11 protein-coding genes and 1 pseudogene are annotated in these 13,670 nt (G+C 37.6%); 8 read left to right on the forward strand and 4 right to left on the reverse strand.

The features are described from left to right. Positions 1 to 136 precede the first annotated feature (136 nt). Entirely contained in the window at positions 137 to 412 is a 276-nt protein-coding gene (locus J5G60_RS03855; RefSeq protein WP_106008655.1) for a metal-sensing transcriptional repressor, read from the forward strand. A gap of 257 nt (positions 413 to 669) precedes the next feature. Continuing rightward, entirely contained in the window at positions 670 to 2,535 is a 1,866-nt protein-coding gene (locus J5G60_RS03860) for a heavy metal translocating P-type ATPase (protein WP_150356248.1), read from the forward strand. Positions 2,536 to 2,596: 61 nt separating this feature from the next. On the opposite strand, the gene J5G60_RS03865 is transcribed toward J5G60_RS03860, so the two are convergent. Genes J5G60_RS03865 through J5G60_RS18820 form a run of 3 tightly spaced genes read right to left on the reverse strand, consistent with a single transcriptional unit; the run spans position 2,597 to position 5,385 of the window. Then, complete coding sequence (locus J5G60_RS03865; protein WP_150356249.1) at positions 2,597 to 3,727, reverse strand: LolA family protein; 1,131 nt, start codon at positions 3,725 to 3,727, stop codon at positions 2,597 to 2,599. A gap of 1 nt (position 3,728) precedes the next feature. Next, positions 3,729 to 5,189 carry a sensor histidine kinase gene (locus J5G60_RS03870; RefSeq protein ID WP_150356250.1) on the reverse strand — a complete coding sequence of 487 codons (1,461 nt, stop codon included), beginning with the start codon at positions 5,187 to 5,189 and terminating at the stop codon, positions 3,729 to 3,731. Further along, complete coding sequence (locus J5G60_RS18820; protein WP_150356251.1) at positions 5,179 to 5,385, reverse strand: DNA-binding response regulator; 207 nt, start codon at positions 5,383 to 5,385, stop codon at positions 5,179 to 5,181. The genes J5G60_RS03870 and J5G60_RS18820 overlap by 11 nt, the downstream gene beginning before the upstream one ends. A 256-nt stretch (positions 5,386 to 5,641) precedes the next feature. Here J5G60_RS18820 and J5G60_RS03880 point away from each other — a divergent pair, with 256 nt between their 5' ends. The 5 genes and pseudogenes from J5G60_RS03880 to J5G60_RS03900 all read left to right on the forward strand — a co-directional run. Beyond that, positions 5,642 to 6,568: an ABC transporter ATP-binding protein gene (locus tag J5G60_RS03880; protein ID WP_150356252.1), complete on the forward strand. Its 927-nt coding sequence runs from the start codon at positions 5,642 to 5,644 to the stop codon at positions 6,566 to 6,568. Further along, positions 6,565 to 7,518 (forward strand): ABC transporter permease subunit, encoded by a 954-nt coding sequence (locus J5G60_RS03885; protein ID WP_106009948.1) that lies wholly within the window; start codon positions 6,565 to 6,567, stop codon positions 7,516 to 7,518. The genes J5G60_RS03880 and J5G60_RS03885 overlap by 4 nt, the downstream gene beginning before the upstream one ends. Positions 7,519 to 7,593: 75 nt before the next feature. Continuing rightward, positions 7,594 to 8,301, forward strand: coding sequence for a response regulator transcription factor (locus J5G60_RS03890; RefSeq protein WP_106009949.1), 708 nt, complete (start codon positions 7,594 to 7,596; stop codon positions 8,299 to 8,301). Positions 8,302 to 8,405: 104 nt separating this feature from the next. Further along, positions 8,406 to 9,392, forward strand: a complete 987-nt coding sequence (locus J5G60_RS03895) for a sensor histidine kinase (RefSeq protein WP_236035111.1) — start codon at positions 8,406 to 8,408, stop codon at positions 9,390 to 9,392. Between the two features lie 225 nt (positions 9,393 to 9,617). After that, positions 9,618 to 10,239, forward strand: a pseudogene (locus J5G60_RS03900) (response regulator transcription factor); the annotation flags it as partial. A 66-nt stretch (positions 10,240 to 10,305) separates the two neighbouring features. On the opposite strand, the gene J5G60_RS03905 reads toward J5G60_RS03900, so the two are convergent. Further along, positions 10,306 to 10,866, reverse strand: coding sequence for a TetR-like C-terminal domain-containing protein (locus tag J5G60_RS03905; protein ID WP_150356254.1), 561 nt, complete (start codon positions 10,864 to 10,866; stop codon positions 10,306 to 10,308). A gap of 225 nt (positions 10,867 to 11,091) precedes the next feature. On the opposite strand from J5G60_RS03905, the gene J5G60_RS03910 reads away from it, so the two are divergent. Further along, a complete protein-coding gene (locus J5G60_RS03910) occupies positions 11,092 to 12,900 on the forward strand; it encodes an oleate hydratase (protein WP_150356255.1) in 1,809 nt (602 codons plus the stop codon). Positions 12,901 to 13,670 lie beyond the last annotated feature (770 nt).

A 13,670-nucleotide genomic window follows, 5' to 3' on the forward strand; every position in this document is an offset into this window, starting at 1 on the left:
TCCTACTATTTTGAACTTCTCCAGGCAATATTTAATGCTACTGTATAAATTTAAGCAATTTCTTTATTCCTGATATATTTTTTATCTACTATATTGTATAATAAAGTTAAACTACATATTAGAAAAGGTGAAAATTATGAAACAATGTATGGACTCCGAAAATTTACATAGACGTATTAAAAAAATCATAGGACAGATAAATGCTATTGATAAAATGATTGATGAAGATATTCCCTGTGAAGATATTTTAATACAGATCAATGCAGCTAAAAGCGCAATGCATAAAGTAGGTCAAATAGTTTTGGAAGGCCATTTGAATCACTGCGTCAGAGATGGAATTCAGCATGGAGATGCAGAAAAAACAATAGCTCAATTTGCAAAGGCATTGGAGCATTTTTCACGAATGTCTTAAATATTTCAGACTGTTTATATAAAAATAAACAGTTTTTTTATTTGACAAAAAAATAAACAGGTTATATTATACATATAGGGGTATATGTATAATATGAAAATTAAGTGATTCTTAGGCTCAGGTGGAGTTTGCTAATAAGGAATACTTTTCTCCACCTGAACCTTAGAAGAACTTATCCAGGCGCATAGCAGTGCTTATCTCCCACTTTAAGAAGTTGGGAGTATTAGCAATGGTAGCGTTCGGATAAAGGAGTGCTTATGGAAAAAGTAAAAAATTTTCTTAGGGATGAAGAAAAACGTGCTATCCTATTTATGTTTTTGTCAGGTCTATCACTTGTTATCAGTTTCTTTAATATTGGTAATTTGCCTCTGGATGCTGCATGGACTTCAATTGTCTTATGTGGAATACCAATTGTAAAAGAAGCTATTGTTGGTCTTGTCACAAAATTTGATATCAAAGCTGACTTACTGGTATCTATAGCATTGATTGCCTCCATTATAATCAATCAGATATTTGCTGCCGGAGAAGTTGCCTTTATTATGACTATAGGCGCATTCCTTGAGGAAAGAACCGTCAGCAAAGCTCGTGCAGGTATTGAAAAACTTGTACATCTTACCCCTCAGGTTGCAAGAGTTGTAAGAAATGGTACAGAGCAAATAATTCCTGCAGATAAAGTACAGATAGGAGATATTATAAGAGTCCTGGCAGGAGAAATTGTAGCTGTAGACGGGACAATCACCAATGGCAAAACTTCCATTGATCAGTCGGTAATGACTGGAGAATCGCTTCCTGTTGATAAAGAAACTGGAGATCAGGTATTTAGTGGAACTTTAAACCAATTTGGAACTTTTGATATGAAGGCTGCAAAACTCGGTGAAGACAGCTCTCTGCAGAGAATGATAAAACTTGTAAAATCGGCAGATGCAAGTAAAGCAAAAATAGTTGGAATTGCAGACAGATGGGCTACCTGGATTGTAGCAGGTGCCTTGAGCGCAGCAATTCTTACCTGGTTTGCTACAGGTGAAATAATACGTTCTGTAACAATATTGGTTGTATTTTGTCCATGTGCATTAGTTCTTGCAACTCCCACAGCTATAATGGCAGGCATAGGAAATGCAACAAAATACGGTATCTTGATACGTGAGGGAGATGCCCTTGAAAGGCTGGCAAACATACGAAGAATATCTTTCGACAAGACAGGTACACTTACATATGGTCAACTATCCGTTACAACAGTCGAAAGTTTTAATCCAAGCATATCCAAGGAAAAATTATTACAATTGACGGCATCAGCAGAAATTCGTTCAGAGCATCCTCTCGGCAGGGCAATAATTGAACATGTAAAAAATATTTCCAATGTTTCAATTAATGCTCCCGATGAATTTAAGGTAATTGCCGGAAGAGGTGTACAAGCTAAAATAAACAACCATTCAATTCTTGCCGGAAATATTGAAATGATGATAGACAACAGCATTTCAATACCAGAACAAATGGAGGAAAAGGCTTTTAGATATAAAGATGTGGGCTGCACAATTATGTATATTTCAATTAATGGTAATGCATCAGGCTTTATAGCACTTTCTGATACTCTTAGAGAAGATGCCGTTGACATGATTAAAGATATTGAAAGAAATGAAGTAAAAAGTATTTTACTTACAGGAGATAATCGCCAGGCAGCGTACCATATTGCAAAACTTGTTGGAATAAATGACGTGTGTTCTAATTGCCTGCCGGAAGATAAAATATCTGCAATAGAAAAATACCAACTTAAAAACGAACCTGTATGTATGGTTGGCGACGGTGTCAATGACGCTCTAGCTCTAAAAAAAGCCTATGTTGGAATAGCTATGGGTGGAATTGGTAGTGATATTGCAATTGATGCCGCTGATATTGCACTTATTAGAGATGATATAAAATGTATACCTCACTTGCTAAATCTAGCTAAAAAAGTAACAAAAACCATCAAATTGAATTTAACATTCTCCATGACATTGAATTTTATTGCTGTTGCTTTAGCTATACTAGGAGTATTAGGTCCAGTAGTAGGTGCACTTGTACATAATGCTGGATCAGTATTGGTTATTTTAAACTCATCATTATTATTAAATTGGAAGGAGAGATAAAAATGATAAGGAGTTATCCTTTTCAGAACTTGATTTGCCATCTAAGATAACTCCTTATATATTATTTTTTCAGCAGAAGACTGTCAGCTATTTTAACCGCATCATCCAAAGACATCTTTGGATCCTGAAGTAAAATATTGTAGTTGAATCCATCTTCACTCCAGCTTACAGTTTTTATAGTATCATCCATTACACTTCCCTTTTTACCCCGTACCTGCATTTCCTTTTCGCCAGGTAGTTTTGCATCATCCGATTTTTCTCCGGTATCTTTGGGATTTACTGCAGTGAGCACAAATGCTACGGCACCATCTTTTTCATAGCTCTGATTTATTTCATTTACTCCTTCTGATTTATCATAATGCAAAGATTTAACATCTTTAAGTTTATATGCTCCTCCTTCCGGAAGATAAAGTATGGGTTTCCCAACAAGCTTTACTGCCTCATCGAGGGTTATAACATTTTCTGAATTTTTGATTTGATTATTCATATTTTCAACTTTTATATTATCAGGAAGCTTCTGGGAGAATAAACTGCTGTCCAGCTTAGGTGAAAAATCAAGCTTTGAATACTGTATCTCTGTTTTACTGTTTTTTGAAGCAGTTACAGCTTTTGAAACGATCCAGCTCTCTTCATCCACCCAGTAGTCCAAAGTACCCAGAATAGTATCCTTTTGTTTTGGCTCCGCCTTGATATGATAGGCCTTCCTATCTAGCACATTCTCTTCGCCCTGAAAAGTAATATTATGGGTTTTACTCATACCTGCCAGTTGTTTCAACAATTGATTTTTGTAGTTTCCTCCCAGTACATCATCTGCACCGTTTGCCGCGGGGCTTTCAAGACTCATAGTCATAGCCTGCTTTTGTTCTTTTATATATACTATAATATTTTTACCATCATTTGTTGATATGGTCGTTCCAGATGAATTGTCCTTTAATTCTATACGCCTTTTCACCACATCGTTGGAATTATCAATCCATTCTCTGGCAGATACAGTCTCTTTTATTTTATTGTTTTCATAAATCTTCATTTTATATTCACCATAATAGGACTTGGGTTTTTCACTGGCACTGACGGCCTTTTTTATCACATCCTCCGGAATAATGGTCTTCTTATCCAGATTGCATCCTCCAAATAAGCCAGTTATAGACAATATTCCTATAACAGGTATTATAAATATTTTTTTAATTGACATCTCAATCCTCTCCTTTACTATATATAGGAAACCAGCATACAAATGCCGTGCTATTTTCATCTGAAAATAGCTTTATTTCACCACAATGCTTTTTTATAACCAACTTTACAATACTCAGTCCCAAGCCGACTTCATTCTGTGAAGTTTTATTTCTTGCCTTGTCCACTTGATAGAAGGGCATAAATATTTTTTTTCGTTCATCTTCCGGAATTCCCCTGCCGTCATTTTTGACAACTACAATACATCCTTTTTCCCTCCAGCTTATAATATCCTTTTGAAAATCTTTTTTTATCCAGGGAGGAAGCCCTTTTCCCAATGAAAATGCGCCAAGCCATATACGGCCATTTGGGGGAGTATATTCCAATGCATTTGCCATCAGATTATCAATTACCCTGGTCATCTGTTTTACATCCACCTTTATGGTGTAGTCGGCATCTATATCTACTTCAAGTTTTATATTGCGATTTTCACAATTTTGCTCATAACCTGAAAACAGCATTTCAAAGAACTCATTTCCCCATACTTCTACAAAATTCACTTTATAATCGGATGTAAGTACAGTATACAGCATGAGATCGTCTATCATCCTTTTCATGTAATCACTTTTATTCAATATAATTGAAGACCTGCTCTTTATTTTTGGCATATCAAGATCTCTTTCATTGTAAATTGACTCGGCATATGCCCTTATTGATGTAAGAGGAGTCTTTAGATCATGCGAAACTGCCGATATCATATATTGTTTTGTCTTACGCTGGAAATCTATTATTTCCTGTTTTTTCTCTATATCTTTTTTCATGCTGTTGAAATTTTTTATAAGTTCTCCTATTTCATCTCTGCTCTTGTATTTCACTGATTTTTTACCACCTTCAGCAAAATCGTTCATTCCCTCTATCAACAACTTTATGGGCCTGTTAAACTTTCTATTTAAAAGAATTATAACTGTCAAGAAAACCAGAAGGATTATGACTGCAAACATCCCTGCAATGATAATAGTTCTTATATTTATCTGTTTTATGAAATCTCCACGATATATTATTATCTCGTAAAATCCAACTAATTCACCTCTATAAAATACAGGTTTCTTCAAACTGTACAAATTATATTTTGTAACTATTTCATAGAGATGTGAATAGATTTCCTCCCTGCTCTTTGTATAGTCTGAATTCTCACCGGGGGCATGAATCGCCTGTCCACTTCCATTGTATAAATTGATTTTAACGTCGTCTTTATCCTGATAATCCACAGCAGTATCCTTGTTTTCCATATCCGCCTCAGTATAGATTTTATAATTGCCCAGTTTTTCTTCATAATATTTGAATTTGGCCACTGCATTCATATATTCTGTAAACTGAACCTTTTTATTGTAGGTTAAAATTAACATATACAGCAAAAGTGCTGAAACTATAGGAGTGATGACTACAGCTAAATGGGATAATATAAGCCATTTTTTAAGTCTCATTTTTTTCACCCAGGAACCTGTACCCTATTCCCCACACCGTTTGGATAAACACGGGTTTTTTTACACTGTCATGGAGCTTTTCCCTTAATGCCTTCACATGCACAGTAACTGTGTTATTTCCTTCCATCTCAAGATGTTCCTTTACTATAGCTGCAATAGATTCTTCATCTTCAACTATCAGAAGCCTTCCCCTCATTCTTTTCCTCCTTACAATTTACATTATAAATTCCTGTAATAAAATTTTATCATAGTTAATACTTTCTTTATAAATTAATATCATGTACCAAGATACCCATATGGCTGCTGATGGACGGCCCTCCATTATCAATGATCCTTGAGAATTTAACTTTCATTTACTGTCTGTTTACCGTCCATTTACTTTCGCTTTTTATAATCTTATTAAAATACAGATAAGGTATTTTGAATTTGGCACAGAAAGGACAGTTATATATATGAATAAAAAAACAGTTGTGAAATTAAAACACGTATCAAAAAAAATCGGCAAAAAGGAAATTATTCATGACCTGTCGTTTACAATTCCAGCCGGAGAAATATTCGGATTTCTAGGGCCCAATGGAGCAGGCAAAACTACCACTATCCGTATGATTACGGGACTGATAAAAATAACCGAAGGAGATATTTTTATTAAAGGACACAGCATTACAACCGACTTTAAAAAAGCAATTCAGAATGTTGGCGGTATTGTTGAAAATCCAGATTTATATAGATATCTTACGGGTTATCAAAATTTAAAGCACTATGCCAGAATGTCACCCGGCATCAGCAAAAAACGTATTTATGAAATGGCTGAAATTATCGGACTCAAAGACAAAATGCAGGACAAAGTACGAACTTATTCACTTGGTATGCGTCAGAGGCTTGGGCTTGCACAGGCACTATTACACCGTCCATCTCTCGTGATACTGGATGAACCAACAAACGGACTTGATCCGGAGGGAATCCACGAGCTGCGTAACTATCTAAAGAAAATAGCTCATGAGGAAGGTGCTGCAGTTCTGGTATCAAGCCATTTGCTCTCAGAAATGCAGTTGATGTGTGACAGAGTGGGTGTTTTGCAGCACGGAAAGTTAGTAACTATTCAGCGTATAGATGATTTTGTCAAATCCGGCGGTTCAATACAGGTGGAACTTATTGTAAGTACCTCACAAATTGCACAGACAAAAAATTTACTTCACACCATGCGGAAAAATGTACTTTCTTCCAGTCCAGCCGGGCATATTATAATTCAGATGACAAAAGAGGAAATTCCATCAGTGAACAAACATTTAATGAAATGCGGAATTGAAATTTATACTATTCAGATGAAAGAAGAAACTCTGGAAGACAAATTTTTGGAAATTACGGAGGAACAGAAATGATCAATTTAGTGAAAAATGAGTTAATGAAAATATTCAGCGGCCGATTGACAAAAATCCTTTTCCTTTTACTGATTATTGTCGCCGTCAGTTTTTCAGTCTTTGCAAAAATCGCAATAAATAAGGAAACTGCAGGGAATTGGAGAACAGGACAGGAGCAAATTATAGAAAAAAATAATGGACGTTTACAGGTTGCAGATCTATCACCACAGTTGCAGGCAGAGGCGAAAAATAAAGTGGCAATTGCCGAGTACCGTTTGAAGAACAATATAGCCCCACAAGAAAATAACCTCTGGTATACGTTACTGCACTCATCGGGATTGTTTGAATGGGTTGTCATTTTTACAATTATTATTGCTGCCAACATTGTTGCAAGAGAATATACGGATGGAACAATGAAGCTGTTATTGATTCGCCCACACAGCCGGGGTGCAATTCTATTTTCAAAATACACAGCAGTTGTCATATATGCTGTATTTTCACTGATACTCACCATAGGGGCAGCATATATAACCATTGATATCTTATATGGCTTTGGAAGCGGAATACGCACTTTGGGAGCGGCAGAGCTTTTTATCAATTCACAAGGACAGATAGAATCATTAAATATTTTCAGGCAGTGTGTAAAAATGTATTGTTTGGATATTTTCCCAATTATGAGCTATGTGACCATTTCCTTTGCTGTCTCAACCATTTTGAAAAGCAGTGCAGTAGCGGTTGGCAGCTCTCTTCTGCTTATGATTTTAGGAAATTCAATGATTGAAGCCACATCAAAGCTGGCATGGCTGAAATTTCTTCCCTTTGCAAACAGCGACATGAGTTTGTATATCTTTCATTTACAGCCGCGGGAAGAAATGACAATAGGCTTTTCGGTATCTGTATTGCTGATATATATAATTGTTTTATTTGGTGCCAGCTTTGCAATATTTAAAAAACGGGATGTATCTATCTAATGACTGCTTTTTCAATCTGTTATATAATGAAAATTAAAGTGCAGGAAATGCAGAAAGGGGATATAACAGGTGACTATGCAGAGAATACTACTTGTTGATGATGAACTTGGAATCATAAAAATGCTGAAAACCATCTTACACAAAGAAGGTTACACAAACATCGACAGTGCTTCAACAGGGAAAGAAACTATGACAAAAATCATGAAAAATACCTATGATTTAATTGTACTGGATGTTATGCTGCCGGATATTGATGGCTTCAAGCTGTGTCAGAAAATCCGCCAGCATACATTTGTGCCAATTCTTTTCCTCACTGCCCGAACCGGTGATTTAGACAAATTAACAGGCCTCGGTATAGGCGGAGATGATTATATTACTAAGCCTTTTAATCCTCTAGAAGTTGTTGCAAGAATCAACGTACAGTTCAGGAGGATGAAACAGTACCGGCAAAATTCAATGAAGCAGGGGATCTATCATTTCGGCACTGTCACTGTAAATAAGAAAGAAGCAAAACTTCTTGTGGATAACAGGGAAATAAGCTGTCCGGCAAAAGAATTTGAATTGCTGCTGTTTTTAGTGGAACACCCAAATCAGGTGTTTACCGCAGGACAGTTATATGAAAATGTATGGGGGTATGAAAGTATGGGAGATGAACAAACTGTAAAAGTGCATATTAACCGATTACGTAAAAAAGTGGAACCAGACTTGAAGAATCCCTCTTACATTATAAATATCCGTGGAATTGGATATAAATTCTCATTTCCGGAGGGTGGGCAAATATGAAAGTAGATCTTACCAATGGACGTTTGACAGTCCGTTTTACCATCAATTTCATAGTACATCAGATTTTACTCTGGTTATTGATGGGGATCCCGGGGATTTACTGGATGCTGGTACTACAACACCAGTCACAAAACGAGACAGAAATTGCAATTCTTGCCTGGGTGACAATTTTTATCGGATTGTCTTACTGTCTGTTTTATGGTTATTACGTTGCACGCCCTCTAGTGGATATTTTGATGAATATACAAAAATTGTCAAGAGGTGAATATCTGGACTTACCCGGAAAGAGAATACGTTTGAGTTTTTTCTCAAAAAGACTTTACAGAGAAGTCTATGATAATCTGAAAACATTGTCTGATATTTTACAGCATAACGAAAAAAAGCGAAAAGAATTTGACGAAATGCGCCGAACCTGGGCGGCTGGAATTACACATGATTTAAAAACACCGCTATCCTATATTTCAGGGTATGCGGATATGCTTTTATCCGATAAACACAAATGGAGTCTGGAAGAAAAGAAAGAGTTTCTACAGATTATCAGCGATAAATCTGCTCATATAGAGGAACTTATCAACGATCTGGGTACGGCGTTCCGTATGGATGAATTTACAGGTCTAAAGATGAATCTCCAAAAGATAGAATTATCGGAATTAGTTCGCAGAGTGACGGCAGAAACAGCGAATATGCCCATTGCAAAGGAAAATCATTTTGAGATGATTGGGGAAGAAAAAGAGTTATTCGTTTCGGGCGATACTGAATTATTGAAACGGGCATTTTCAAATCTGTTAGTAAATGCAGTAGTACACAACCCGGAAGATACATCAGTCACTGTCAAATTAAGCCGTGAATCTTATGTTGAAGTAGAAATTTGTGATAATGGCAGCGGAATGAATGAATATGATATAAATCACATGTTTGACCGCTACTACAGAGGTACTTCTACAGATTCTCCAACAGGAAGTACAGGACTCGGCATGACCATTGTAAAACAGATTATTACTGCCCACCATGGAACTATCAGTGTAGAAAGCAAGATAAACTGCGGCACAAAAATAACTGTTAAACTTCCTCCTTATTCAGAAGCAAAATGAAACTTGCAATTTTAGTTAACAACTTCCCTTATATATTAAAAAAGATAAAGGATTCTTAAAATATATGTAGAAAAACATTAATATATGAAAAATATAGCATTGTGTGAAAAGCAGTAACCTTTGCTAAAATCCTATTAAAACTATTTTAATATTAGAAAATTTCTGTATAAATAGTAAATAAAATCTGTGTGGATTTAAAAACGAGATAGACAGCAATTATATATGATGAAAAATAGAATTTTGATTGTAGATGATGACAAAGAATTATGCAGCTTACTCCAAAAAAGTGTGAGTACAGAAGAAATCATAGTCGATTGCCGCTATTCTGGTCATGATGCTTTAACTGCTCTTGCAGACAATGATTATCAGTTTGTAGTCCTTGATATTATGATGCCGGGAATTGATGGATTTGAAACACTTGAAAAAATCAGAGAAATAAGTAGTGCCCCCATACTTATGCTGACTTCCAAAAACGACAGCAGCAGTATAGTTCACGGTCTTCGAATGGGTGCAGATGATTATTTGACAAAGCCTTTTGATATGGATGAATTTTTAGCCCGTGTCAGCTCTCTTATTCGGCGCTATATGCGTCTAAACACAATCGACACACAAAAAAATGTTATATGATGATTTGATCATAGATTTGGATAATCGGACAGTTACAGTACGTGATAAACCAATGGCACTTCCTCCAAAAGAATTTGGCATTTTATTATTCTGTGCAAGAAATCAAGGACGGATTTTAACAAAACAGCAAATTTACGAGAAGGTATGGAAAGAGCCTTATGCCTATGATGGCAGTAATATAATGGCTTTAATCAGCAGATTGAGAAAGAAAATTGAATTGGAACACCCTTATCTTGGTTACAATTTATTTAGCTTATTTAGGCAAAAAAGGAGTGAATCGAGAGATTCAGGAATGCTCGGCGTATCTTTCCAGAGCCCTTACAAAATTATCTTTCATAGTCATTTCTACCTGCCAGACAATAGTTTCCGGGGTTTCCTTCATTCCGGTGCGCACCCAGTATAAACTGATTGCTGTAAGGGAAAGGGTATAAAAATGCGCGATAAATTCCTTATTTTCTTTCTTGACATTCAAACCTGATGCCAGTTGTTCCACAACATCATAAAGCATGGGAAAAAGCCAGTTGTACATAAACGTTTCCAGATACTCGCGGTTGATTGAGCGGAAAGTATTGACAACGAGTTGCCTGTTACTCTGCATCCAATCGAGGATCAGCCGGTAACCCTGCTGCCAAGTATCGATGTCGCGGTGGTTTTTCAACAAAGACTCGCCTTTCTGAATATAGATCCATTCGAGTAGACTATAAATATCACTGAAATGATAATAAAACGCCTGCCGTGTCGTACCACAATCCTGCACAATATCGGTAACTGTAATGTGATCTAGTGTTTTTGTCTCAAGCATCTTTTTCAAAGAATCAGCAAATGCGTATTTTGCCGTTTTCAGCATATAGTATCACCACCTTTTTTACTTGCCAACATTATATCACTTTTTAGCTTTTGGGAGAAGATAGCTTCTTTTTTATGAATTGGTGGATCTTTACACTGATAACTGGGTGTAAAAACTTTTGACAGCCCAATTCATGTGTCAATTTTAAAAATATTGCGATTTGGTTATACTAAAACCATTAAAGGATGGCAATAAGAAGCCCTCTGAATAGAAAGGAAGATGATTATGAACATTTACAAAACTATGTACCACGCCAAAAAGCCGCAGAATATCGAACAACGTAAAGCATACATTGTCGGAGGAGGCCTTGCCGGACTTGCAACAGCTGCGTTTCTCGTGGACGACGCAGGGATGCCCGGTGAAAACATCACGATCTTGGAACGTTTCAACGATGTCGGTGGCTGCTGTGACGGCGTACGAGGTAAATTCGGATACCTCTGCCGCGGCGAACGTGAAATGGAACAATTTATGGAATGCCTCTGGTATTTGTATAGCAAGATACCCTCGCTCGAAAACAAAAACCGCACCGTTCTCGACGATATCGTGGATTTCAATCGTGATGAGCCCATCCATTCGGAAGCCCGCATTCTGACAAAAAACGGCGAGATCTATGATAAGGTGCACGATTATAAACTCGAACCACAGGATATGAAAGCGATGGAGCATTTTATGTCGCTGCCGGAATCCGCGCTGGAAGACAAGGCCATCGAGAACTTTTTCGGCCCATCATTCTTCCGCAGCAGCTTATGGCTGTGCTTCCACAGCTGCCTTGCCTTCAAGACCTATCACAGCGCCATCGAGTGTCGGCGCTACTTCCAACGTTTTGCGATGTTGACCCGCAATGAATATCTGGAAGGCATTATCCATACGAAATACGATGAATACGATGCCATGATCAAGCCCCTTATGACATGGCTGAGCAATCAAGGAGTCAAGACTGCCTACGGCTGCTCAGTGTATGATCTAACAATGGACGATGCCTGTAATACGGTCAAAGCCATTCTGCTCCGCCAGAACGGACAGGAACAGACCATTGACGTCGGAGAACACGATCTGGTTTTTGCCACTATCGGTTCGCTGACCACTAATTACACTTTCGGGGATAACCATACTGTGGCAAAAATCAACCGTGATACCTCCGATCTCAGCCTGTTCACCTTGTGGCAGAATCTCGCGAAAAAGGATAAGAAGTTCGGGAATCCAGACAACTTCCTGGACAAGATCGACAAGACCAAGTGGATGTCCTTTTTTCCGACCATCAAAGGCTACCCTCAGTTTGTCGAACGCCTCGAACGCCTGACCGGTAGCAAAGCCGGCACCGGCGGTGCCGTTACGCTTCGGGATTCGAGCTGGGATATATCCTTCGTACTTCATCATAAGCCCTTTTTTCCTGATCAGGCGGACGATGAAGATGTATTGTGGGCGGACGGCCTTTACGGCGAACGTGTCGGCGACTATATCAAAAAACCGATGGCTGAGTGCACCGGCGACGAAATCATGACGGAATTCCTTTACCAGCTGAACATGCTGGATATGAAGGATGAACTGCTCAAACACACGTATGTTTCCACCTGCATGATGCCTTACATCGGCGCACATTTTATGCCTCGTAAGCTCTCGGATTGCCCGAATTATGTACCGGACGGATGCACCAATCTCGGCTTTCTCGGGCAGTATGTCGAGCACCCGGACGATGCTTCGTTTACGGTCGAGCTGTCGGTGCGCACCGCCATGGAGACGGTCTACAAGCTCACCTGCCTTGAAAAGGATGTGCTGGAAGTCTATCCTTCCCGTTATGACATACGCTATATGCTGGAACGCATCAAGCGGTTTGCTGGTATTGAAGGGCGGCCTATTACGGTGGATGACCTGCCGAATATCAACCCTCTGAAAATCAACGAGGAAAAGAAAAAGCTTGTGGCGATGGTCAATTCGATTCCGCCGTATTATTCGATGTATCTGGGCCGCGACCGGACAGTGCCGCTCAAAAAATACACCCTGCATCCCGATGCACCCAAGACGGATAAATGGTAAAGACAGAATGAGGGCAATCCTACTTCTAATTTACTAATGCACAGATTGGCAGATAATTAAATGCGCGTTTTAAGAGCCTTCTAATGGCAGTGCTGGATTAGAAGACTCTTACTCTTATACGTGTAAAAACTTTATAAAAATACGTGACAGGGAAGCTATTAAGGAAAAATAAACCTGAAATTTTACAAATTAGATATTTATCAGAAAATTCCATTGAATTCATAGATAAAACAAAAAAATATTTTTCGGAAATAAACGAAACTTCAAAGAAAATACGGGACGGTAAAAGCTTACTGGGTCTTGATTTAGAACCTAACCAGAAAAGTGATGAAATAAGGAGATCACTGCTATGAGGTTAAAGTGTAAATTTTACCTACGTGAAAAAAGTAATTTTTTAAAAAATCTTATTCTTATTATGGGATAGTTAAGGTCTACAACATGTAGAATCATGTCATATTAAAAGCTCGTTTGGATAACAGAATCCATTCGGGCTTTTTTCAATTCCTAAAAATTTTTTCTCAGATACAAAACATTTTCTGCATCAAATATTACCTCCCTGGTGAAAGTCAGTGTGAAAGAGGAAAATAGAAACAAAATTTTCTCTTTTCTCACTGATAGGTAATTGCAAAACTCACTGATAAAAATGAATTGATGATGGGAAGAAGTTTCAAAAAAAGGTACTTAGAAGATTAAAGGTAATTCTTGTAATTTATAATAGCTAAACAGAAAAAAAGGGCATAAGAAATAAAGCCATGATTAATTCTAAAATT

The organism is Clostridium sp. HV4-5-A1G, from assembly GCF_900184915.1.
GTDB lineage: Bacteria > Bacillota > Clostridia > Clostridiales > Clostridiaceae > Clostridium_B > Clostridium_B aromativorans.